The organism is Streptomyces lonarensis, assembly GCF_012033735.1.
In the GTDB taxonomy this organism is placed as follows: domain Bacteria; phylum Actinomycetota; class Actinomycetes; order Streptomycetales; family Streptomycetaceae; genus Streptomyces; species Streptomyces lonarensis.
The window spans coordinates 23975-46837 of the sequence record NZ_JAAVJD010000011.1 but is presented as its reverse complement, the minus strand read 5'-3'; the positions used below and the strand labels follow the sequence as shown (position 1 = coordinate 46837).

General features: G+C 72.2%; 17 protein-coding genes. 13 read left to right on the top strand and 4 right to left on the bottom strand.

Annotated features, from left to right (window positions below; all coding sequences use genetic code 11):
* The first annotated feature begins 416 nt into the window (after positions 1-416).
* The 6 genes from HCN56_RS03365 to HCN56_RS03340 all read left to right on the top strand — a co-directional run bounded on the left by HCN56_RS03365 (position 417) and on the right by HCN56_RS03340 (position 6205).
* On the top strand, positions 417-1169 hold the full coding sequence (locus HCN56_RS03365) for a hypothetical protein (protein ID WP_167967943.1): 753 nt from the start codon (positions 417-419) through the stop codon (positions 1167-1169).
* A 131-nt stretch (positions 1170-1300) separates the two neighbouring features.
* Positions 1301-2044, top strand: a complete 744-nt coding sequence (locus HCN56_RS03360) for a hypothetical protein (protein ID WP_167967942.1) — start codon at positions 1301-1303, stop codon at positions 2042-2044.
* 119 nt (positions 2045-2163) lie between these two features.
* Positions 2164-2910 carry a hypothetical protein gene (locus HCN56_RS03355; RefSeq protein ID WP_167967941.1) on the top strand — a complete coding sequence of 249 codons (747 nt, stop codon included), beginning with the start codon at positions 2164-2166 and terminating at the stop codon, positions 2908-2910.
* A gap of 262 nt (positions 2911-3172) precedes the next feature.
* Positions 3173-3763 (top strand): hypothetical protein, encoded by a 591-nt coding sequence (locus HCN56_RS03350; protein ID WP_167967940.1) that lies wholly within the window; start codon positions 3173-3175, stop codon positions 3761-3763.
* A gap of 328 nt (positions 3764-4091) precedes the next feature.
* Positions 4092-5162, top strand: coding sequence for a DUF8017 domain-containing protein (locus tag HCN56_RS03345; RefSeq protein ID WP_167967939.1), 1071 nt, complete (start codon positions 4092-4094; stop codon positions 5160-5162).
* A 56-nt stretch (positions 5163-5218) separates the two neighbouring features.
* On the top strand, positions 5219-6205 hold the full coding sequence (locus HCN56_RS03340; RefSeq protein ID WP_167967938.1) for a DUF8017 domain-containing protein: 987 nt from the start codon (positions 5219-5221) through the stop codon (positions 6203-6205).
* A gap of 175 nt (positions 6206-6380) precedes the next feature.
* On the opposite strand, the gene HCN56_RS03335 is transcribed toward HCN56_RS03340, so the two are convergent.
* From HCN56_RS03335 to HCN56_RS03325, 3 genes are all read right to left on the bottom strand, one after another.
* Positions 6381-11174, bottom strand: a complete 4794-nt coding sequence (locus tag HCN56_RS03335; RefSeq protein ID WP_167967937.1) for a DNA repair ATPase — start codon at positions 11172-11174, stop codon at positions 6381-6383.
* A gap of 120 nt (positions 11175-11294) precedes the next feature.
* Entirely contained in the window at positions 11295-13388 is a 2094-nt protein-coding gene (locus HCN56_RS03330) for a flotillin family protein (RefSeq protein ID WP_167967936.1), read from the bottom strand.
* Positions 13389-13475: 87 nt separating this feature from the next.
* Entirely contained in the window at positions 13476-14108 is a 633-nt protein-coding gene (locus tag HCN56_RS03325; RefSeq protein ID WP_245245866.1) for a hypothetical protein, read from the bottom strand.
* A 516-nt stretch (positions 14109-14624) separates the two neighbouring features.
* Here HCN56_RS03325 and HCN56_RS03320 point away from each other — a divergent pair.
* Genes HCN56_RS03320 through HCN56_RS03295 form a run of 6 tightly spaced genes read left to right on the top strand, consistent with a single transcriptional unit; the run spans position 14625 to position 20388 of the window.
* Complete coding sequence (locus HCN56_RS03320; RefSeq protein WP_167967935.1) at positions 14625-17459, top strand: DUF4040 family protein; 2835 nt, start codon at positions 14625-14627, stop codon at positions 17457-17459.
* Complete coding sequence (locus tag HCN56_RS03315; protein WP_167967934.1) at positions 17456-17908, top strand: sodium:proton antiporter; 453 nt, start codon at positions 17456-17458, stop codon at positions 17906-17908. The genes HCN56_RS03320 and HCN56_RS03315 overlap by 4 nt, the downstream gene beginning before the upstream one ends.
* Positions 17905-19437 (top strand): monovalent cation/H+ antiporter subunit D family protein, encoded by a 1533-nt coding sequence (locus tag HCN56_RS03310; RefSeq protein WP_167967933.1) that lies wholly within the window; start codon positions 17905-17907, stop codon positions 19435-19437. The genes HCN56_RS03315 and HCN56_RS03310 overlap by 4 nt, the downstream gene beginning before the upstream one ends.
* Complete coding sequence (locus HCN56_RS03305) at positions 19434-19793, top strand: Na+/H+ antiporter subunit E (RefSeq protein ID WP_167967932.1); 360 nt, start codon at positions 19434-19436, stop codon at positions 19791-19793. The genes HCN56_RS03310 and HCN56_RS03305 overlap by 4 nt, the downstream gene beginning before the upstream one ends.
* Positions 19790-20047 (top strand): MrpF/PhaF family protein, encoded by a 258-nt coding sequence (locus HCN56_RS03300; protein ID WP_167967931.1) that lies wholly within the window; start codon positions 19790-19792, stop codon positions 20045-20047. The genes HCN56_RS03305 and HCN56_RS03300 overlap by 4 nt, the downstream gene beginning before the upstream one ends.
* Positions 20044-20388, top strand: coding sequence for a cation:proton antiporter (locus tag HCN56_RS03295; protein ID WP_167967930.1), 345 nt, complete (start codon positions 20044-20046; stop codon positions 20386-20388). Before HCN56_RS03300 ends, HCN56_RS03295 begins: the two co-directional genes overlap by 4 nt.
* Before the next feature lie 199 nt (positions 20389-20587).
* Here the strand turns inward: HCN56_RS03295 and HCN56_RS03290 are convergent, their stop codons facing one another.
* The gene (locus HCN56_RS03290) at positions 20588-21343 is read right to left on the bottom strand and encodes a GntR family transcriptional regulator (RefSeq protein ID WP_167967929.1); all 756 of its coding nucleotides are present in this window, start codon (positions 21341-21343) and stop codon (positions 20588-20590) included.
* Positions 21344-21458: 115 nt separating this feature from the next.
* Here HCN56_RS03290 and HCN56_RS03285 point away from each other — a divergent pair, with 115 nt between their 5' ends.
* Positions 21459-22847 (top strand): extracellular solute-binding protein, encoded by a 1389-nt coding sequence (locus HCN56_RS03285; RefSeq protein WP_245245865.1) that lies wholly within the window; start codon positions 21459-21461, stop codon positions 22845-22847.
* Positions 22848-22863 lie beyond the last annotated feature (16 nt).

Sequence of the window (22863 nt, the reverse complement as noted above, 5' to 3'; positions counted from 1 at the left end):
CCGAGTCGGCATGGAGATGAACCCGCGAGCACCGTTTGCACGCGCGGTGCAACTCTCTCGTCGGATACCTCGGCAACTCGCGGGGAGGAAGCAGAACAGCCGGCGAGTCGAAGAGGTCTCTCGCCGTAGCCGGGCACACCCTTCCTGGAGCTCGCCGCTCCCGAGAGCTCCTCAGCGCGAGCGGCTCGGGCCGTCCGGCGTTGTGTTCCGCGGCCCCTCCGGCGCCCTGGGCGACGGCCCCGGGGCTGCCGCTCGGCCCTGAGCACCTCGACCGCCCATGCCCCCGGCGACGTCCGTGTAGCCCCTCCTTTGCCGCCGCACAGGCGGATACGCCGGGAATGCGGGAGGAGCCTGCCGGACTAGGGTGTCGACGGGGTCCGAACGCCGGCCCGACCGAGCCGGCAGCGGAGCTCTCATTGTTCGGTAAGAAGCGGCACGAGCACCGGCCGCTGGTAGCGACGCTCGACTGGCGTGACATACGGATGTTCTCGGCAGCACCTGGTGGTGGTGATGTCGGCATCACCGATGTGCTGCGCCGACGATGCGCCGGCCTCACGCCGGTCTGGGCCACCACCGCGAAAGGCTTGGTCCCCCGATGGGGTTTGGCGGCCTTCGTGGATGCGCCCGTGGTGGGGGCCAAGGTCGACGGGGCGTTCGGCCTGTTCAGCGACCCGGAGTACCAACGACCGATCTGCCGGCTGCTCGAACCCGACAGTGACGGCGACGGCGGCCTTCGGTACACCGCCACCGACGAGCGCGGCGAGACCATCGGCACCATCACCAAGGTGGCGCCCGCCCGGCGGCCCTTCAAGCACACGTGGCGGATCACCACCCGGGACGGACTCAGTGTCCAGGGCAGAAACGCGTGGGCGACGAAGCAACGGCACGTCCGCGAAGCGCGTGGCTACCTGAATCCCCTCAACTACGTGGTCGGTGGGGCCGACGACAGCAGTTGGGCCACGGGCAACCGGGGCCGTGAGCTCTGCTGGGTCGATCCGGCCGACGACAGCAGACGCGCGAACACCACGTACCTGATGTCCTCGACCAGCGCTGACTTCGCCCGTCTCACAGACCAGGGGGCCGGGCTGCTCGACCGCCGACTCGCGCTACTCGCCGTCATCGGCGAGGCCCGTTCCCTCGACCTCAAGCCACCGAGGCCACCGGTGTGAGCACCTCACTCGGCGGCACCACCGAGTGGTGGCGCGGCGCGGGGTATGTTCGCCGAGCCGATCCGCCGTCTCTCCGGAGGGGGCGGCGAGAGGCAGGGCTCCACTGGGAGTCCCTGTGGGGAGGGAATGCTGTGTTCGGCAAGAAGAAGCAGGACGAGGGACCGCTGACGGCCACTCTGGACTGGCGAGACATCCGCAGGTTCACCGCGGCGCCTTTCGGTGCCTCGTACGGCATCAGCCCGGATATGTACCATCGCTGCGCGGGCCTGAACTCCGTCTGGGCGAAGACCCCCAAGGGTCACACGCTGAAATGGGCGTTGGTGGCTTTCGTCGACCAGGAGGTCGAGGGGGAGAAGGCTGACGGAGCATTCGGGCTGTTCACCGACCCGGAGCACCTCCGGCCGATCTGCCGGCTCCTCGAGCCCGACGCCGGTAAGGACGGCAGCCTTGTCTACACCGCCACGGACGACCAGGGCAGGACCATAGGCACCCTGACCAAGGTGCCGCCAAGTCACCGACTCTTCAAGCACACGTGGCGTATCGACACCCCGGCGGGCCAGGTCATTCACGGCAGGAACTCCCGCGCCACCAAGCAGGCGCACCATCTGGCGGCTCGCGAGATCTTGAACCCACTCAACCAGCTCTTCGGCGCCCTGGAAGAGGGCACTGGCACCGACGGCGGGCCACGAGGCCGAAGGCTGTTCTGGATCGATCCGGCGGACAACAGCAAGCGCGCCCACAAGACGTTCGTCATGCAATCGTGCAGCGCGGACTTCGCCAGCGTCACGGACCAGGGTCCGGCGACACTCGACCGGCGCCTCGCGCTGCTGGCTGTCATCGCGGAGGGACGGTCACTGCACCTGGCCTCGAGGTGACGCGGACGCCGGGATCTTCACTCGGCGGGTACCGCACGACACGGCGCACCGGAGCCGGAAGGGCGCGGGCGCCGCTCCTGCCCCGGCCGCCAGAAGCACACCACCGGGAGGAGATCAGGGTGTTCGGCAAGAAGAAGAAGCAGGACGAGGGGCCACTGACGGCCACTCTGGACTGGCGTGATATCCGGAGGTTCTCAGCGGCTCCGTACGCGGGCTCGACGGCGATCAGCCCCGATATGCGTCAGCGATGCGCGGGGCTCACACCGATCTGGGCAATTCTTCCGAAAGGATATCTCCAGAAGTGGGGGCTGGTGGGTTTTGTGGACCAGCCTGTGGAAGGCGACAAGGTGGACGGAGCATTCGGGCTGTTCACCGACCCGGAGCACCTCCGGCCGATCTGCCGGCTCCTCGAGCCCGACGCCGGTAAGGACGGCAGCCTTGTCTACACCGCCACGGACGACCAGGGCAGGACCATAGGCACCCTGACCAAGGTGCCGCCAAGTCACCGACTCTTCAAGCACACGTGGCGTATCGACACCCCGGCGGGCCAGGTCATTCACGGCAGGAACTCCCGCGCCACCAAGCAGGCGCACCATCTGGCGGCTCGCGAGATCTTGAACCCACTCAACCAGCTCTTCGGCGCCCTGGAAGAGGGCACTGGCACCGACGGCGGGCCACGAGGCCGAAGGCTGTTCTGGATCGATCCGGCGGACAACAGCAAGCGCGCCCACAAGACGTTCGTCATGCAATCGTGCAGCGCGGACTTCGCCAGCGTCACGGACCAGGGTCCGGCGACACTCGACCGGCGCCTCGCGCTACTGGCTGTCATCGCGGAGGGACGGTCACTGCACCTGGGCTCGAGCTGACGCGGACGCCGGGATCTTCACTCGGCGGGTACCGCACGACACGGCGCACCGGAGCCGGAAGGGCGCGGGCGGCGCTCTGTCCCGGCCCTGAGAGGCACACCACCGGAGGGAAACCAGGGTGTTCGGCAAGAAGAGAAGGCCTTCGAAGGGACCGGCCCCGGCCACCCTGGACTGGCGGGAGATCAGGAAGTTCTGTGCAGCCGGGGACCGTGGCGGGTTCATGGTGGAGCCGGGGGTGCCTCGGACCTGTCCGGGGTCAACCGTGGTCTTCGCGACAACCGACCGGGGGACCCTGCCGAAGTGGGAAGTCACCGCGTTCGTCGATCAGCAGGTCGACGGGGAGCCCGCGGAGGGCGCCTTCGGCCTGTTCACCGATCCCGACCATCTACGTCCGATCTGCCGTGCCCTCGAACCCGAAGCGGCCGACGACGGCAGCCTGACGTACACCGCGGTCGACGACCGCGGCAGCACCCTCGGCACCGTCACCAGGGTCCCGGCGTCGCACCGGCGGCTGAAGCACACCTGGCGCATCGACGCACCGGACGGTGCGGTCGTGGAGGGCAGGAACGTGTGGGCCGCCCGCGGTCTGCTCACCCGGGGCCTGGGCGACCGCCTCCCCCTCGGGCATCTTGTCGGCGCCTCCAATCCGGGCCGGGACAACTGGACCAGAGGTCGCAGCCTCGACTGGACCATCGCCGCCCCCGAGGACACCGGCAGGCAGGCCGACACGCTGCTGATGTCGTCCACCAGCGCCGACCTGGCGTATCTCACGGAACGCGGGGCGGACGTGCTCGATCGGCGGCTCGCGATGCTCGCCGTGATCGCCGAGGGCCGGTCCCTGCGTCACCGGTAGCCGCGGGCGGGTGGTCGCCGGCGGTCGTCGCGCCGACGGGCGCCGGCGGTCGGTGAGAAGGTCGGCCGGTGAGAACGTCTGCCGGTGAGAACGTCTGCCGGTGAGGCACCGCAGCGGGGCGGCCGCGCCGAGGCCGCCCCGCACAGCGGCGCGCTGCGCCGAGGTCGTGGATCAGTAACGGCTGCGGAACAGCCTGGGGGCTGCCGGGGGTGAACGGCCGGTCTCGTGGCAGTCTGAATCCAGCCACGCGCCGGGGGGCGTCCCGAGGGACGACGGTGAGCCTGCCGCCGGCCGTCGACCACACAGCCAGCCGGCGAGAGGAACGCTCGTGAGCCACGGACCGCAGCCACCCGCGGGGGACGACCCGCCCCGTGACGAGGGGCCGGCGACGCCCGCGTCGCCGACCGCAGGCCCTTACGGCGCAACGGGCGCCGGTCACTGGGGCGGCCCGGGCGAGCACACCGCGCAGTTGAGCGCGGCGAGCGACGGCGGCGGCCGGTCGCACCGCACGAAGATGTCGCTGGCGATAGCCGCCGCGACGCTGATGGTCGCCGGCACGACCGTCGGCGGCGTGCTCCTCAGCCGCGACGGGGGCGAGAACACGCCACCGCCCGTCGCCGCGGGCCCGGGCAGCGACGAAGGCAGCGACGAAGGCAGCGAGGGCACCGACGCCGAGGACGAGGCGGACGGCGACGAGCCGGGCGCGGGCGGCGAGGACGGCGCCGGGGAGGACGACCCCGACGGGGAGGACGAGGAGAAGCCCGCCGACCCGCGCGGCCCCACGGGCAACCGCCAGGAGCCCGTCTCGGGCGACGGCTGGCAGGTGCAGTACCTGGCCGACCGGGACGTGGTCTACGACGTGCCCGACACCGACGAGTGGGACGTCCGCTCCCCCGACACGATTCTGGGCTGGGGCTCGAAGGAGCCCGAGGACGAGGACGGCTTCACGACCCCGGAGTTCGTGGGACGCGGCACGGCGCTGTTCAACGACGCGGCCTGCGGGCGCTACAACAGCCGCGCGGTGACCGCGGTCACGGGGGCCCGGGGGGCCACCGGCACCGCGGACGCGGCGGAGGGCGTCGCCCACGTCTACGTCAACGGCATCTTCGACCCCGACACCACGGGTGAGTACACGCTCGTCGACGCGGAGCCCTTCAGCAACGCGCAGGGGTTCGAGGGGCACATCGCCACGGGTCTGGTCACGGGCTTCGAGCCGGCCGAGGACGCCGACCCGGAGTGCGCCGCGACCAGCGCCGCCGTGGTCGCGGTGGCCTACCTGGATGGATCGGCCGACGTGCAGGTGTGGTTCGCGGTGCTGGAGCGGGAGGTGGACGACGCCCTCGACGACGACACCCTCGCCACCATCACCGACAGCCTCCGCCACTTCCGTACGAGCTGACCACCGACGGGCCCGGTACGATGCCGGGCCGGCAACATCCCCAGGGGGAGCAGGACATGACCGAGGGCCCGAACCACACGCCGCCTTCCGGCGGCCCGTACGGCAGGCCGGAGTACTCCGGGCACCCGGGGCCCGACGCCACGCTGGTGCCCGCCGCGGAGAACGCGAAGAGCGGTCGGGGCCTGTCGCACGGCGCCAAGATGGCGCTGGCGGTCGTCGCCGCGGTGGCGATGGTGGCGGGTACGACCGTCGCCGGGGTGCTGCTGACCGGGGACTCCGACGGTGGCGGGACCACGGTCGCCGGACCGGGCGACGGCGACTCCGGCGACGAGGGCGCGGCGGGGGCCGGCGACGGCGAGGAGCCGGCGGAGGACGAGCCCGAGGAGGAGCCGGACGGCGAGGAGGACGGCGGCGACGACCCCCGCGGCGGGACCGGGCCGGTGACCGACCCCGTCGTGGACGACGACTGGCAGGTGCAGGCACTCCTCGACCGCGACCTGGCCTACGACGTGCCGAGCGGTGACGAGTGGCTGGTGGCCGATCCAGAGAGCTACGTCCAGTGGCGGCCCGTCGTCGTCAACGAGGACGGCGAGGAGGAGGAGCTGCTGTACGTGGCCCGCGGCGCGGCCGTCCTCCACGAGGGGATCTGCGGCGGCAGCTCCAGCCGCGGCGTCCTGGCGGCCACCGGTGCCCGGGGGGCCAGCGGCACAGCGGAGGCCGCGGAGAGCCAGGCGCTGGAGTACGCCCGCGCGGTCTACGACCCGACCTTCACCGGCGAGCTGGAGATCAGCGACGCCGAGCCGTTCAGCAACGACCAGGGGTTCGAGGGGCACATCGCGGTCGGGGAGCTGACCGGTTTCGAGCTCACGGACGAGCAGGACCCGGAGTGCTACGCCACCAACGCCACGGTCGTCTCGATCGCGTACCTCGACAGCGCGCACGACGTGCAGGTGTGGCTGGCGATCCTGGACGCCGACGTGGAGGACGCGTTGGACGAGGAGACCCTCGACAAGATCACCAACAGTCTGCGGCTGGTGAACTGAGCCGGTGCCGGCCGGGCGGGCCCCGGCGGACGACGGGCCGTGAGCCCCCGTCCGCCGGGGCCTTCCCGTTGCCGCACGGCCGAGCGCGGCCCCGCCCGCCCCACCGCGGCGCAGCGCCACGGCAGCGGCAAGCGGCAGCGGCCCGCGCCGCCTCCGCGTCGGCGCGAACGGCCGCTCAGGAGGGCCGGAACGCCTGCCGGATGTCGGACCAGCGCTGCCGCTGCTCCTCGGTCATCCGGCCGCGCAGCTCCGCGAGTTTCAGCAGGTTGGCCTCCGCCCCCCGGGTGAGGGTCTGGGCCTCCGCGAGGTAGTGGTCGTCGATGGCGGACTCCACCTCCTCCTCCGTCATCACCGGGACGACGCGCTCGGCGAGCCGGTTGGTGTTCCGGTAGGAGCCCTGGAGCAGGAACGGCGGTTCGGTCCGGTGCGCGTCGTCCTGGGTCGCCGAGTGGATGTAGGCGGCGTTGACCTTGAGGGTGGTGCGCTGGATGTGGAGCAGCTTGGCGAGCACCGAGGTGATCTGTTCCAGGTCGGCGGCGCTGTAGGGGTGCGAGAGGCGGTCGGCGGAGACCGAGTCGTCGCCGCGGGCCATGCGGACCAGGAGGTCCACGTCGCCGCGTTCCCGGGCGGCCAGGGGCGCGAGCACCGGGTTGGAGGTGAGCGCGTTCTCGATGTGGCTGAGGGCGAACTGCTCCTCGCGACCGGAGAGCACGTCGCCCAGGTTCCAGACGTCGGCGCGGTTGGCGAGCATGTCGGGGACGCGGAACCGGGTGCCGCCCCCGGTGAAGGGGTTGCCGGCCATGCAGATCGCGAACCGCTTGCCGCGCAGGTCGAAGGTGGTGGCGGTGCCGTCGGCGCGGACACCGTCGATGCGGCGCTGGGCGTCGCACAGCGGGATGAAGCGCTGGAGCAGTTCCGGTGAGCAGTGCTGGATGTCGTCCAGGTAGAGGAAGACGTTGTTGCCCATCTCCAGGCCGAAGTTGATCTTCTCGACCTCCCGGCGGGCCGCCGCGTCGGGGGCGGCGGCCGGGTCGAGGGAGGTGGTGCCGTACCCCAGCGCCGGGCCGTCGACCTTGACGAGGACGAGTCCGAGGCGGGCGGCGACGTACTCCATGAGCGTCGTCTTGCCGTAGCCGGGCGGGGAGAGCAGCAGGAGCAGCCCCTGGCTGTCGGTGCGGCGGTCCTCGCCGGTGGTGCCGAGTTGTTTGGCGAGGTTGTCGCCGATGAGCGGCAGGTAGACCTCGTCGATGAGCCGGTTGCGGACGAAGGTGGACATGACCTGGGGCCGGTAGGCCTCCAGGCGCAGCCGGCCGCGTTCCGCCTCCAGCAGCGCGTTGCGCTGCCGGGTGTAGGCGCGGTGCGCGGGGACGCGGACCGTGCGGAAGGCGGTGGTTCGGGCGAGGAACTCGTCGACGCGCAGGGTGAGTTCGCCGCCCAGGACGCGGGGGTGGGTGCCGAGCAGCCCGGTGGTTGCGGTGTGCAGCGGCGCGTCGTTGTGGCGGTGGGCGAGGGTGCCGTCGCAGAGCTGGAGGGCGACGGCTTCGGCGAGGTCGTCGACGGGGCGCCCCGCGGACTCTGCGTAGGCGGCGAGCCAGGCGGCCACCAGCTGGTGGCGGGCGGTGAGGTCGTTGCCGAGGGCTGCGGCGTCGGCGGCCAGCTCTTCGCTGCCGTCGCGTCCCAGGGTGCTGCGGAAGTCGCCGAGCAGTTCGCGCGCCAGGCTCCCGGCTATGAACTCTTCCCCGCCGAGGGCGAGTTCCTCGAAGAGGTAGTCGCCGGCGGCTGCCGTGGTGCCGGGGGTGAGCGCGGCGGGGAGCCCTGCCTCGGTGAGGAAGTCCGTGATGTGTCGGGCGAGTTCGTTGGCCAGGTCGGTCACGGCGGCGGTGGTCCCGAACGCGGCGCGTGCCCGGGCGAGGGAGCGGGCGCGGGTGCGGTAGGCGGTGGCCCGCTCGGTGTCCGTGCCGAAGGCCCAGGTGAGTTGGGCGGCGGCGCGGGCCTCGGGGGTGTAGCGCAGGAGGCCGGCACCGTCGCGCAGCCGCAGCAGGGTCGCCAGGATGGCGGCGGCGTCGTGGTCGTGGACGCCGCGGTCGTAGCCCTCGTCGTAGGCGGCGCCGGCGAACTCCCGTACCAGGGCGATCAGCTGGTCGTCGGCCGCGGCGGTGGCGAGCCGTGCCGGGTCGGTCTCGGCGAGGACGGTCGCGGCGAGGTGCTCCGCACGGTAGACCTCCGGCGACTCCGATGCCAGCGGCTGGTCCCAGAACTCCGCGGTGGCGGCGAACGCCGGGTCGGTGACCCGGGCCCGGTAGTCGGTGCCGGTGACGGCGAAGGCCAGGGCGCCGTCCTGCGGGACGAGGGTGAGGTCGATGGGCTGGGTGTTGACGCCGAAGCGGTGGCGGCCGAGCCGGACGCTGCCGTCGGCGCCGTAGAGGTCGGCGCGGTCGCGCAGGGCGCGGCCCGCCTCCTGGCGGAGTGCCTTGACGCGGCCCTCCAGCTCCTCCGCGCGGACCGTCTCCCCGGTGGAGCGGAGCTCGGCGGCCGCGCCGCGCACCCGCTCGACCAGCGGGTCGGTGGCGAAGTAGGCGTTGATCTCGTCGAGGCTGCCGAGGGAGGCGGTGCGGCGCTCGACGGTGGAGAGGATGCGGTTGGCGGACTCGGTGAGGCGTTCCGCGTGGCGGGCCCGCTCGTCGAGCTGCGCCTGCTTGCGGGCGGAGAAGGTCTCGTAGATCTCCTCGCGCTGCTCGGTGAGTTGGGCGAGGTAGTCGTCGAAGGCGCCGAAGCGGGATTCGAGGTTCTCCAGCTGGAGCAGCAGCCGGCCGAGCTGCTCGTCGCACTCCTCGGGGGTGGTGGCGGCGGCGAGGGCGCCGGAGACGGCCTGGCCGAGGAGGGCGTACTCGGCGGCGAACTCGGCGCGGCCCTCGGTCTCCAGCAGTTCCCGGCGGCGGCGGTCGAGCACGGCGTGGGCGCGGTTGACCGCTCCCATGACCTCGCCGATGCGTTCCAGCAGTCCGGTGCGGACGGTGGCGTCGGAGATCTCCAGGCCGCCGATGACGTCGGTGACGGTCCGCAGCGAGTCGGCCTGTTCGGCGATCTCCTCGGCGACGGGGTCGGCGTCCGCGACGGTCTCGGCGGCGGCTGCGCGGTCGGCGAGTTCGGCGACGGCGGCGTGGGCGTCGTCGAAGGCGTCGGCGCGGGAGAGGAAGGCCACGGCGCGGCGGCCGGTGGCGGCGAGAGCGTCGGAGAGCTGCTCGGCGGTGGCGGTGAGCGCGTCGAGGTCGACGTGGCGCATGTCGCGGAGCGACTCGGTGCGGCCCTGTGCGCGGCGGAGTTCGGTGAGGAGCGCGACCCACTGGGGGGCGGACTTCGGCGCCTCGCCGCGGGACCGGCGGATGAGGGCGGTGACCTCGGCGTCGTTGGTGGTGGTGGCCTCGCGGGCCTGCCGGCGCAGTTCGAGGACGCGCTCGTACTCGTCGATGACCTGCTCGGCGGCGGTACGGAGGGTGGCGAGCGGCTGGTCGAGGCCGTGGAGGCCGTCGACGCCGAGCCAGTGGTACTGCTCGGCGAGCCGGGTGCAGGCGGCGACGACGGCTTCGAAGACGGCGGTGCCGGGGGCGAGTTCGTCGGCCATGCGGGCGACGGTCAGCGCATCGGAGACGCCTCGGACCAGTTCGGCGTTGCCGATGCGGGCGAGCGGGCCGTCGCCCTGCGGCTGGGCCGCCGCGTGGGCGTCGGAGACGAAGGGGGTGTGCCAGACCTGCATCGGGTGGACGCGGGTCGCCTCCTCGCCGGCGGCGCGGAAGACGACCATGGTGCCGTCCTCGAACAGCGTGTAGCCGTGGGAGGCGATCGGGTTGGCGACCTCCTTCCGGATGAGGTTGTAGGGCAGCAGCAGGGTGCGGCCCTCGGCCCGCGCGTGGAAGACGTACAGCACGTCCTCGCCGTTGGGCGAGCGGACGGCCGACTTGTACTCCAGGTCGGTGGTGTCGGTGTCGAAGGTGCGGGCGGCGGCGCCGGTCGGCGCTCCGCTGATGTAGTAGCCGCCGGGGAAGATCAGTCCCTGGTCCTCGGGCAGGGTGTGGCAGGCCTGCCCGATGCCGTCGAGCCGCACGACCTCCTTGGTGCGGGTGTTGTGCACCAGGTAGCGGTGGTCGCTCTCGCCGTAGGGCAGGACCTTCAGGAGGATGAGCGGGCCGCGGCGGGCGTAGGAGATCTCCGCGTCGGCGAGGGACTGCAGCGGCGCCTCGACCGGCTCGCTGTGGATCGCCTCGCCGGTGTCGGTGGAGTCCTCGACCCGGACGGTGAGGTGGCCGCCGACCGCGTCGACGAAGAGTTCGCCGTCGATGGCGACGGTGGGGTGCTGGCCGGAGGTGTGGTGCTCACGCCCGGTGAGAGTCCACTCGAAGTCGTGCGAGGGCGGGAAGACGTGGTCGCGTTCGCCCTTGGCGTCGAGGTAGGTGGGGGTGCCGTCGGCGGCGAGCTGCCAGCGCAGGACGCGGATGTCGCTGACGCGGTCGCCGGTCTGGAAGACGGCGAGCAGCAGCTGGCCGACGGTCCGCAGCTGGAGCAGCTGCGCCTGGCGGTAGTACCGGAACAGGCTCTCGAAGTCGCGGACGAAACCGGGGTCGTCGAGGAGTCCGGGCACCGCGCTCTCGGGAGCGGCGGTGAAGTGCGCGCCCTCGGCGTCGGGCTGGTAACGGTGCAGGCCGAAGACGTCGCTGACGGCGGTGGACTGCTTGAGGCCGAACCGGACGGTGTAGCCGGCGAGCAGGTGGCCGCGGACCTGCACGATGTCCCGGGGGACGCAGTTGTGCTCGGTGCGGATGCGGTCGGTGGTGCGCAGGGCGAGTTCGCTGCCGCCGAACGTCTCGACCCGGTCGTCGTTGAGGCTGCGGGCGCGGCCGGCGAGGTCGGCCGCGGCGGACTTCATGCGGTCCCGGAGCACCTCGTAGGTGCCCGCGTCCATCTCCTGGGTCATGGGTCTCCTGGGGCAGGGCGCACGGCCGGTTCGGCTCCGGGCGGTGCGCCGGGGTGTCCGGGCGGCGCGGGGCCGTGCCGCCGCGCCCAGGTGCGGGCGGGGCGGCACGGCTCGGGGCGGTCAGCTGTCGCTGAGCTGCTTCTGGGTGGCCAGCTGCGACAGCGGGGTGTCGGCGAGGCCCTGTTCGCGGACGGCGTCGAGGAGGCCCCGGAGCTGGGCGCTGTGGCCGCCGCCGCCGGAGATGAGCCCGGAGAGCAGGCCGGCGAGGGTGAGGTCGCGCATGCCGCCGGCACCGAGCCCGGCGACCATGCCGGTGATGTCGTCGGTGAACGTCGAGTTCTCGGGATCGAGCCACTTGCCGGCCAGCGTCCGGGTGTGCTCGGAGTTGTCGACGAAGGCGTCGACGCTGCGGCCGGCGGAGATGGCGCCGACGAGCCGGTCGAAGAAGACCGAGTCGCCGCCGACGATGTCGATCTTGGCGTTCTCCAGGCCGGTGGCGATGAGGGTGGCCTGCGACTCGGCGATCTTGTGGTGGACGTCGATGCCGGCGATGCGGATCTCCTTCTCCGCCTCCAGCCGCAGTCGGTACTCCTCGTGCTCGCGGCTGGCGGCGTCGAGGGCGGCCATGGCGGCGGCCTTCTCGGTGAGACCCTCGGCCTCCGCCTGCATCTTGTCCTTCATGCCCTCGGCCTCGGCCTGGAGCTTGACCTTCAGCCCCTCGGCCTCGGCGGTGAGCTGCTCGCGGACGCCCTCGGCCTCGGCGAGGCGCTTCTGGCGGTCGACGTCGGCCTCGGCGGCGCCGACCTTGGCGATGGCCTCGGCGTTCCGCTCGCGGACCTGCGCCTCGGCGAGGCCCTCGGCCGCGGCCTCGGCCTGCTTGCCCTCGGCGAGCCGGATGGCGGCCTGCGCGTCGAGCTCGGCGGCCTTGCGGCGCGCCTCGGCCATGGTGAGTTCCTCGGCGGCGCGGTGGCCGGCGGACTGCTCGGCGGCCTCGGCGGCCTTGATGTCCTTGACCAGCTGCTCCTGCGCCTCGGCCTCGGCGGCGATCACGACCGCCTGGCGGTTGCGCTCGGCCTCCTCGACGGCGCGCAGCTTCTTGATCTCCTCCTCCTGCTGCGCCACGGTCTTCTCGACCGCGATGCGCTCGCGGATGACGTCGGCGATCTCGCGGCGCTCGCCCTCCAGCTCCTTGTCCTTGGAGATGCGGTGCAGCTCGGTCTCGCGCTCGCGGGCGATGACCTCCAGCTGGCGGTCCTTCTCGATGCGCTCGTTCTCGACGGCGACGACCCGCTCGCGGTTCAGCTGTGCGACGGCGACCTCGCGGGCCCGGTTCTCGTTCTGGACCCCGATCTGCTCCTCGGTCTTGATCGCGGCGGTCTGGGAGCGCAGCCGCTCCTCGGCCTGGACGCGGGCGACCTCGGCCTCCTCGCGGGCGCGGACCGACTCGATCTCACGGGTCTGCTTGATCTCGGCGTCGGCCTGGCGGCGCTCCAGCTCCAGCACGGCCTCGCGGGCGTCGACGTTCTGCCGCGTGATCTCCTTCTCCTCGTTGCGACGGAAGTCGTTGGTGAGGATGTTCTGCGCGGCGGTCAGCTCGGTGATCTTGCGGATGCCCTGGGCGTCGAGGATGTTGTGGCGGTCGAGGTGCCCGAGCGGGGTCTGCTCCAGGTAGTCGACGGCGACGTCCTCCAGGCGGTACCCGTTGAGGTCGCGGCCGATCTCGTTGATGATCCGCTGCTTCAGCTCGTCGCGGCGGTCGTAGAGCGCCTCGAACTCCAGCTGCTTGCCGACGGTCTTCAGCGCCTCGGAGAACTTGGAGTTGAACAGCTCCTGGAGGGTGACCTGGTTGCTGGCGCGCTCGGTGCCGATGGACTGCGCGACCTTGATGACGTCCTCGACGGTGTTGTTGACGCGGACGTAGAACGAGATGCGGATGTCGGCGCGGATGTTGTCCGCGCAGATCAGCCCGTCCTTGCCCTCCCGGCTGATGTCCAGGGCCTTGAGGGAGATGTCCATGATCTCGGCCTTGTGGAGCACCGGGAGCACGACGGTGCCGGTGAAGGTCACGTCGACCTTGCGCATCTTGGAGACGATCAGCGCCTTGCCCTGCTCGACCTTGCGGAAGAGGCGGGTGACGGCGAAGAGCAGCACGAAAAGTATGAGCAGCGAGACGGCGATGAGGACGCCGAGTCCCTGGCCGATGGAGGTGTCCATCCTGGTACGTCCTTCGTGGGTCAGGTCCTGCAGTGGTGTCGGGTGCGGGCCGGCTCGCGGGGCCGGGACCGGTGGGTGGCGGTGCGCTCAGCCGAGCGGGTCGGCGGCGGCACCGGCCGGGGCGACGCGGTAGAAGTCCTCCGCCGCGTCGTAGTCGTAGATCAGGGCGTGGCTCCCGGCCGGGACCGGTTCGGGTTCCTCGCTGCGGATGTCGATCAGGGCGGTGCCGCCGTCGGGCAGGGCGACGAGCCCCTGCCCGAAGCGGCCCGGGGCGCAGCCCACGCGCACCTCGCAGACCTGGCCGACGAGGTCGGCGTTGCGGGACGCCGAGGTGGTGCGGAGCGCGCGGCGCAGCGGGCGGGCCAGCAGCCAGGTGGCCTGCCAGCCGGTGTACAGCGCCACCGCCAGGGCGACGGTGCGGAGCAGCACGCCGTCGAGGAGCACGGTGCCGACCAGGGCGGTGAACCAGGAGACGGCCACGACGAGGGAGAGCACGACGGTGACGGGAACGCCCCCGAGGCCGAGCGCGCTGAGTGCGCCGGTGAAGCCTCCGGTGTCCGCCGAGCCCCCCTCCGCGGTGTCGCCGCCGTCGAGGAGGTCGCCGGCGAGGCCGGTGACCGCGGCGATCAGCCAGTACGCGACGACGACGAGGAGGGGGAAGGTGAAGATGACGGCCGGATACGTGAGCGCGGCCGTGAAGAACTCCCCCATGTGTCCCATCCCCCTGTCATGCCCTCCGTCCGTTTATATGCCAAGGGGCATCCGTACCACCAGCGGCCGGGCAGGAACGGGACCCGTTGGTGACAGGGCTGTGACGTCCGGTCCGGACCATGACCGCACAAGGCGATCGTCAGCCGTTTTTCCGCCCCCTCCGCGCACCGGCCACGCGGCGGGGTCCGGCCCGGGTTCGCGGGCGCCGCCGCCGGGGGCGCTAACCTGCGGGAAACCTCGTCGCGTTCCCGCCGAAGCCACCGGCACACCATGAGATAGCTCACCCGGAACCTCCGGTCCTGGTGGGCTAGGGTGTCCGAAATGGTGTGCCGGGAAGCCTGGTCGGCGACGTCTTCTGTCGACCGCGAAAGGGCTTTCCGTGCCTCTCCCCTTCCTTCTCCGCTGTGCGCCTCCCACAGGTGCGGCTCAGGCACGGGTGGTCTCCGACCTCCCTCCGCCGTGCCGCTCCGCCGCCGCGGCGGCTGATGCCGCGGGAGCCGCGCCCGACCGGGGACGGTGCCCGGCATGACGCTCATGATGCTGCTCGCCGCGGCCGCGACGCTGGCGGCCCTCGCCCCGGCCGTGGCGCGCTCCTGGGGAGGACGGGCCGGCTGGTTCGTCGCCGCGGCGCTCACCCTGCTCACCGCGGTACTGGTGACGCTCCGCCCGACCGGCGGCGCGCTGACCGAGTCCGTCGCCTGGATTCCCGCGGCGGACATCTCCCTGCGGCTGCAACTCGACGGGCTGTCCTTCCTCTTCGCCCTGGTGGTGCTCGGCGTCGGGGCCCTGGTGATGCTGTACTCGGCCGCGTACGTGAAGGAGAAGGCGCCGGGCTTCTACCTGCTCATGGCGTTCTTCGCCTTCGCGATGCTCGCCCTGGTCCTCGCCGACGACATCGTGGTGATGTTCGTGGCGTGGGAGCTCACCACCCTCTGCTCCTACCTGCTGATCCTGCGGTCCTCCCCCGACGCTGCGGCCCCGGCGGGCCGCACCCTGCTGGTGACCGCCGGCGGCGGCCTCGCGCTGCTCGGCGCGGTGACCGCTCTCGTGGTCCGCACCGGCACCACCGAGTTGACCGCCGTGCTGAACGACCCGGTGTGGCGCGAGGACCCGCTCTTCGCGGGGATCGTCGCGGCGCTGGTGGCACTCGCGGCGATGACGAAGTCCGCGCAGTTCCCCTTCCACGCGTGGCTCCCGGACGCGATGGTCGCCCCGGCGCCGGTCAGCGCCTATCTGCACGCGGCGGCCATGGTGAAGGCCGGGATCTACCTGCTGATGCGGTTCTCCGAGGCCGCGTCCGCCACCTGGGTGTGGCCGACGATCCTGGTGACCGTCGGTCTCGGGACCGCGATCATGGGCGCCGTCTTCGCGCTGCAGCGGACCGACCTCAAGGAGCTGTTCGCCTACTCGACCGTCAGCCAACTGGGCCTGCTGGTCGCGGTGATCGGTGTAGGCACCCCCGAGGCGCTCACCGCCGCCGCGCTGCACGTGGTGGCGCACGCCCTGTTCAAGTCGTCCGGCTTCATGTACGTCGGCCTCGTCGAGAAGCGCGCCGGCACCCGGGACATCCGTGAGCTGCACGGCCTGGCACGAGCCATGCCGTGGACCTCCGCGATGGCGGTCCTGGGCGTGGCGGGCATGGCGGGGCTCCCGCCGCTGCTCGGCTTCGCCAGCAAGGAGCTGGTGCTCGACGCCATGGCCCACTCGCCGGCCGGGACGGCGGTGGGGCTGGGGATCGCACTGGCGGCGACGGCGGCGAGCGTCGGGACGGTCGCCTACAGCGCCCGCGTCGTCGTCCGGACGCTGCCGGGACAGCCGATGGAGCTGAAGCCCGCCCGCGGTACGGTCTCGATGGCGGTGGCGGTGGGCGCCACCGCGGTCGCCGGCGCGGTCGGCGGCCTGCTCGTCGGCCTGCTGGACCCGGTGGTGCTGCCCGCTGCGGCGGACGCCACGGGAACCGCGGTGGGCGAGCTGTACCCGCTGTCGCTGTGGCACGGTGTCAATCTCGCCCTGCTGCTCTCCGCGGTCGCCGTCGGGGGCGGCGCGATCGCGGTGTGGCAGCGTGTGCGGGTCGACGCGGCGCTGGACCGCCGGTTGTTCCCCTTCACGGGTGTCGCCGCGGTCACGCGCGCGCAGTCGGCGACGATCGCCGCGGGGCGCCGGGTGGGCGACCTCACCCGGACGGACCACCCCTCCTCCCACCTCGCCGTCCCCCTGGTCGTGATCGCGGGAGGGGGCCTGCTGGCCGCCGCCCTGACCACCGGCGAGTGGGGGCTCGGCGGTGGCGCCCCCGTCGCCGACGTCGGTCTCACCGTGCTGATCGTGGTGGGCGTCGTGGCGGCTGTCGCCTCCCGGACCCGGCTCGGCGCCGTGATCGCCGCGGGGATCGTCGGGTTCACCGTGGCGCTGTGGTTCTACTCGCTCGGCGCGGCGGACGTGGCGCTGACGCAGCTGCTGGTGGAGATCCTGACCGTCGTCGTCATGGTGCTGGTGCTGCGGCGGCTCCCCGCCACGTTCCGCCGACGCGGCGCCGGAGGGCGGCTGCGCGGCGGGATCGTCGCCGTCGCGGCCGGTGCCGTCGCGACCGTCGGCACCCTGGCGCTCACCGGGGACCGGGCGCTGTCGTCCGCCGGGGAGTTCTTCCTGCGCCTGGCCGAGGACGAGACCGGCGGCACCAACGTGGTCAACACGATCCTGGTGGACTTCCGGGCGCTGGACACCCTGGGAGAACTGGTCGTCCTGGGGATCGCCGCGTTGGCGATGACCGCGCTGCTGACCGCGCGGACCCCGGTGGGCGGCACACCGGACGCGGCGCCACCCGGCCCGTTGTCGGACCCCGCGCTGAACACGGTCTTCCTCAGGTCGCTGGCCCGCCCGCTGGTCCCGCTGATGCTCCTGGGTTCGCTGTACGCCCTGCTGCGGGGCCACAACGCGCCGGGCGGCGGGTTCATCGCCGCGCTGCTGGGAGCGTCCGCCCTCGCCCTGCTCTACCTGGCCGCCGTCTCCGACCGCGCGGCGCCGCTCCGCCTGCCCTATCTGGCGATCACCGGCGTCGGCATCCTCGTCGCCGTCGGCAGCGGCGTCCTGGGCCTGGCGGACGGATCGTTCCTGCGACCGCTCCACGCGGATCTGCTGGGCGTGCACCTCACCACCGCCCTCGTCTTCGACCTGGGCGTCTACCTGGCGGTGTTCGGCGTGATCCTGGCCGCCGTCAACCTCCTGGGGATGCCGCCCCTCGACGACCCGCCCCGTTCCCGGGACCGCGCCGGGGCACCGACCGCGCCGCGGCCGACCACCGCCGCGTCCGCTTCCGTCCCGGCGGAGGACGACCACAGCGCCACCGAGGAGGCACCGCGATGATGCTCGCCCTGTCCGTGGGGGCCCTGGTCGCCGGGGCCGCCTACCTGATGCTCGACCGCACGTTCCTGCGGGTGATCATCGGCTTCGTCCTCTTCGGCCACGCCGTGAACCTGCTGCTGTTCAGCTCCGGCGGCATCCTGCGCCGCACGGAGCCCCTGGGGAGCGGGCCGGACCCGGCGGTGACGGCCGACGCGCTGCCGCAGGCGTTCGTCCTGACCGCCATCGTCATCGCCTTCGCGATCACCGTCTACATGCTGGTGCTGGCCGTGACCGGCCGGGCCGACGAGGACGCACCGGCCGCGGGTTCCGACGAGGACGCTGCCCCGGACGCGGCCGACGAGGACGCGCCGAGCGGCACGGACGACCGCGCCGGCATGGACGACCGCGCCGGCACGGACGACCGCAGCGGCGCGGCGCGCCGGACCACCGACGAGGAGAGCCGCGCATGAGCCCGACCCTGCTCCCCCTGCTGGTGGGGCTCCCGCTGGCCGCGGCGGGCCTCACGGCGCTCGGTCGCCGGGGCGCGCGCTGGCCGTCCGTGGTGCTGATGGCGACGCTCTCGCTCAACCTGGCGGCGGCGCTGTGGCTCCTCACGACGACCCGCTCCGGCGACGTCCTCGCTCACGGCGTGGGCGGCTGGCCCGGCGGCATCTCCATCCCCTTCGTCGGCGACACCCTCTCCGCGCTGATGCTGCTGGTGACCTGCCTGCTGACCCTGGTCTGCTCGGCGTTCGCCCTCAACACCGGTCTGGGCGCGGTACGGCTGTTCGCCCCGCTGGTCCTGACGCTGACCGCGGGGGTGAACGGCGCGCTGCTGACGGCGGACATCTTCAACCTGTTCGTCTTCATCGAGGTCATGCTGCTGCCGTCCTACGGCCTGCTGATCCTGGCGCGGCGGGGCGAGGGGACCCTGGGTTCCGTTCTCGGCTCCCGGCTGTACGTCACCTTCAACCTCTTCGTCTCGACGGTCTTCCTCGCAGGCGTCGCCTTCGTCTACGGCACCGCCGGAACGGTGAACCTCGCCGAACTCGCCGGTGCGGCGCGCTCCTCCCCCCTGGTGGCGGCCGCCACGGCCGTCTGCCTCTTCGCCCTCGGGATGAAGGCCGCGGTGGTGCCGACCCACGGCTGGCTCGCGCGGGCCTACCCCTCGACCTCCCCGGCCGTGACGGCGCTGTTCTCCGGTCTGCACACCAAGGTCGCCATCTACGCCATCTACCGCGTGTACGCCGTCGTGTTCGAGGGCGACCAGCGGTACCTGTGGATCGGTGTGGTGGTCTTCAGCGCGACCATGGCGATCGGCGTGCTCGGGGCCGTGGGCGAGGACACGATGCGTTCCATCCTCGCCTTCCACATGGTCAGCCAGATCGGGTACATCCTGCTGGGCGTGGCGCTGTTCACCCCCGCCGGCCTGGCCGCGGGCATCTTCTACCTGCTGCACCACATGATCGTGAAGGCCTCGCTGTTCCTGTCCACCGGCGCCATCGAGGTGCGTACCGGGGAGGGGCGGCTGGATCGGCTGAAGGGCTTCGCGCGGCGGGAACCGCTGCTCGCGGCGGCCTTCCTGATGGCAGCGCTCTCCCTCGCCGGACTACCGCCGTTCTCCGGGTTCGTCGCGAAGCTGACACTGATCCTGGCGGCACTGGACGCCGGTCAGGTCGTCGCCGCCGTGGTCGCGATCGTGGTGAGCCTGGTGACCCTGCTGTCGATGCTGAAGATCTGGAACGCCGTCTTCGTCTCGCGTGAGGAGCCCGACGCGGACCCGGCCGGGTCGGGCGGCTCCGGCGGCGGCGTCGCGGTCTCGCTGCGTGAGCGCACCGACGTGCCGCGGGTGGGGGTGCTCGGCTCCCTTCCCGCCCTGGTCCTGGCCGGAATCACCCTGTCGCTCGGGCTGGGCGCCGAGCTCCTGCTCTCGCTGGCGTCGACGGCCGCCGCCGGCCTGATCGACACGGCCCCCTACGTTCAGGCGGTGCTCGGATGACCCCCCTGGTCACCTTCCCCTTCCGGCTGGCGGCGTTCGGCCTGTGGTTCGCCGTCGAGGTCGTGAAGTCGTCCGCCGCGGTCCTGCGCGACATCCTGACGACCGGGCACCGCTCCCGGCCGCGGGTGGTCGACATGCCGCTGGAGTCGGAGCACGACGGGCACGTCACGCTGATCGCGTCGCTGATCACCCTGACCCCCGGCACGCTGACGCTCGGCGTCACCCGCGGACCGAGCGGCGCGAGACACCTGGCGGTCCATTCGATGTACCACCCGGACGCGGCCTCGGCCCTGGCCGACCTCCGTGACATGGAGGAGCGGATGCTGCACGCCTTCACCTGGAAGGGACGGTCATGACCGGTATCGACGTCGCCGCCGCCTGCTGCGGAGTGGCGGCACTGATCGCCGCGTACCGCATCGTGCGCGGCCCCACCCCGGCGGACCGCGCGGTCGCTGCCGACCTGCTCTCCTTCGCCGTGATCGGGTTGATCGCCACGGTGGGGACGCGGCTCGGCAGCGGCGCCACCATGGACCTGGTGCTCGTCGCCACGCTGGTCGCCTTCCTCGCTGCCGTCTCGCTCGCCCGCGCGCTCACCCGGGGGGCACGATGACCGGGTTCCTCGACCCGCTGGGGCAGGCGATGGCGGTGCTCGGCGGTCTCGTCTTCGTGGCGGCCGGCGTGGGGCTGCTGCGGCTGCGCGACCCCTACATGCGGACCTCGGCGGTGGCCACGGCCGCCGGTGTCGGGGTGGTGCTGGTGGTCGGAGGGTCGGTGCTGACCTCACCGGCCGACTCCGACCTGGTGAAGCTCGCCGTCGCCGTCGTGCTGCAGCTGGCGACGTCGGCCGTCGGGGGGATGACGCTGGCCCGGGCAGCGGTGCTCTCGGGGCACGACTTCGCGGACGGGACGGACACGTCCGCGCTCGACCAGCCGGAGCGGTCCGGCGACTGAGGGGGCGGCGCACCGGGGCCATGGGCGTGGCGGTTCGTTCGCCGCTCGCGTGGCGGCCCGGAGAAGGCGGCCGGACGGGCCGGGGCACCGGCGGCCGAAGAGCCCGGGGGCCGGTCTGCTCGGGTCGGTGCCGCGGGCTGGTCGCGGCACCGGTTCCAGGGCCCGCGGGGTTCGACCGCGCGCCGTGGTGGTGAGGGGCTCAGCGCCGCGCCAGCAGCCGGAGTTCGAAGCTGTGGCGCGAGGCCCGGTAGAGGTGGGAGCCGTACTCCACGGCCCGCCCGGTCTCGTCGTAGGCGGTCCGCTCCATCGTCAGCAGCGGTGCGCCGTCGTCCTCGTGGAGCAGTTCGGCCTCCTCGGCGGTGGCCGCGCGGGCGCCGATGCGCTGGCCTGCGCTGTGGAGCACCACCCCGGTGTCGCGCAGCAACCGGTAGAGGCCGGTGGCCGCGAGGTCGGCCTCCCGGGGCCGGAGCACACCCTGCGGCAGGTAGTTGCAGAGCCGGGCTATCGGCTCCCCGTGGGTGAGCCGCAGCCGCTCCACGTGGTGCACGCGCTCGCCCGCGGCGAGGTTGAGCGCCGCGGCGACCTCCGGCGGGGCGGCGACCTCCTCCAGGGACAGCACCCGGGTGGTCGGGCTCTGACCTGCGGCTTCCAAGTCCTCGTACAGGCTGCTGAGTTCGAGGGCACGCCGTATACGGCTGTGGACGACCTGCGTGCCTACTCCGCGTCGCCGCAACAACACCCCCTTCTCGACAAGTAGTTGTATCGCCTGGCGTACCGTAGGCCGCGACAGGCCCAGCCGGGCTGCCAGTTCGATCTCGTTGCCCAGCAACGAGCCGGGGGGCAGCCTGCCCTGTTCGATTGCCTCTTCCAGTTTCTGGGAGAGCTGGAAGTAGAGGGGGACCGGGCTCGCTCGGTCCACGCTGAGTCCGAGCGCGGCCGCGTCGTGTCTCGTCATAGCGGTGACTCCCGTTCGTCGGAACCGCGTTGTCCAGATGTTAGGACATCAGGTCTTTACGTCGCCGCGTCGCTGTGAAACTCTCGCGAAACGCTTCACCAAGGAGAACCCCCACATGACTGTGTTCACCAGACGTGCTGTGGCGATGACGGGCGCAGCCGCGGCCGTCTCGCTCACCCTCACCGCATGCGGCTCCGGTGGCGGCTCCGGCCCCGACACCGACAGCCTGGTCATCTCTGCCAACGCCATCGCAGGCGGAAAGAACGAGCAAGAGGCGAAGTGGATCGAGGAGTGGGTCATACCCAACTTCGTCGAGCACAAGAAGGAGAAGGACGACGTCGACGTCGACGTCTCCTTCGACGCCAGCGGTGTGGACGACGAGCAGTACAAGACCAAGCTCGCGCTCGACCTCCAGGGCGGTTCCGGCCCCGACATCATGAACCTCGACGGGATCTGGATCGGTGAGTTCGCGCAGGCGGGCTACATCAAGCCGCTGACCGAGGTGGTCACCCAGGCCGACTTCTGGGAGGGCTGGGACCAGATCCCGGAGGCCGTGCAGAAGCTCGGCAGCTTCGAGAACGAGCGGTACGGCATCCCGGCGGGCACCGACGGCCGGGTGCTGTTCTACAACAAGGACCTCTTCGAGCAGGCCGGGCTGGACCGCGAGTGGCAGCCCGAGAGCTGGGACGAGCTGATCGAGGCGGCCGAGGCCCTCGCCGGCATCGACGGCGTGACGCCCGTGCAGCTCAACGCCGGCACGGCGATGGGCGAGGCCACCACGATGCAGGGTTTCCTGCCGCTGCTGGCCGGGGCCGGCGAGCACATCTGGGACAAGGGCAAGTGGCGCGGCGAGTCCGACGCCGTGACCGACACCCTCGGCCTGTACGAGACGATCTTCAGCGACGGCCTCGGCGACCCGCTGCTCCAGCAGGAGGCGCAGGGCCGGGACAAGTCCTTCGAGCAGTTCGCCGAGGGCCGCATCGGCATCCTGCTGGAGGGCGACTACTTCTGGCGTTCCGTGGTCCACCCGGAGCTGGGTATCGCGCCGATGGAGGACCGCGACGAGGTCGTCGGCTACGCCAAGATCCCGGCGATCGCCCCGGGCAAGGGCATCCACGGCCAGGACTACGCATCGATGTCGGGCGGCTCGGCGCGCGTCGTCAACCCGGAGACCGACAGCCCGGAGCTGGCGTTCGAGCTGCTCACCTTCATGAACTCCGACGAGGCGCTGAAGGCGCTGCTGGAGGGCGAGGCCCGCATCACGGCCCGCACCGACACCAACGCCGACGTGCTGGCGGACGACCCGATGCTGACCTTCGTCGCCGACGAGGTGCTGCCGATCACCGCGTACCGGCCCGGTCTGGCGGAGTACACCCGCGTCTCCACCCTGCTCCAGGAGGCGACCGCCTCCGTGGTGTCGGGCAACAGCGCACAGGACGTCGCGGCCTCCTACCGTGACAAGCTGGAAGGGGTCGTCGGCGGTGCCGGCAACATCACCAACTGACTCCGACTCCGGCACG

Bases quoted from the DNA above. Each gene is read 5' to 3' on its own strand.
- HCN56_RS03340 (WP_167967938.1), top strand. From the start codon at position 5,219: ATGACCGAGGGCCCGAACCACACGCCGCCTTCCGGCGGCCCGTACGGC.
- HCN56_RS03335 (WP_167967937.1), bottom strand. From the start codon at position 11,174: ATGACCCAGGAGATGGACGCGGGCACCTACGAGGTGCTCCGGGACCGC.
- HCN56_RS03330 (WP_167967936.1), bottom strand. From the start codon at position 13,388: ATGGACACCTCCATCGGCCAGGGACTCGGCGTCCTCATCGCCGTCTCG.
- HCN56_RS03325 (WP_245245866.1), bottom strand. From the start codon at position 14,108: ATGGGACACATGGGGGAGTTCTTCACGGCCGCGCTCACGTATCCGGCC.
- HCN56_RS03320 (WP_167967935.1), top strand. From the start codon at position 14,625: ATGACGCTCATGATGCTGCTCGCCGCGGCCGCGACGCTGGCGGCCCTC.
- HCN56_RS03315 (WP_167967934.1), top strand. From the start codon at position 17,456: ATGATGCTCGCCCTGTCCGTGGGGGCCCTGGTCGCCGGGGCCGCCTAC.
- HCN56_RS03310 (WP_167967933.1), top strand. From the start codon at position 17,905: ATGAGCCCGACCCTGCTCCCCCTGCTGGTGGGGCTCCCGCTGGCCGCG.
- HCN56_RS03305 (WP_167967932.1), top strand. From the start codon at position 19,434: ATGACCCCCCTGGTCACCTTCCCCTTCCGGCTGGCGGCGTTCGGCCTG.
- HCN56_RS03300 (WP_167967931.1), top strand. From the start codon at position 19,790: ATGACCGGTATCGACGTCGCCGCCGCCTGCTGCGGAGTGGCGGCACTG.
- HCN56_RS03295 (WP_167967930.1), top strand. From the start codon at position 20,044: ATGACCGGGTTCCTCGACCCGCTGGGGCAGGCGATGGCGGTGCTCGGC.
- HCN56_RS03290 (WP_167967929.1), bottom strand. From the start codon at position 21,343: ATGACGAGACACGACGCGGCCGCGCTCGGACTCAGCGTGGACCGAGCG.
- HCN56_RS03285 (WP_245245865.1), top strand. From the start codon at position 21,459: ATGACTGTGTTCACCAGACGTGCTGTGGCGATGACGGGCGCAGCCGCG.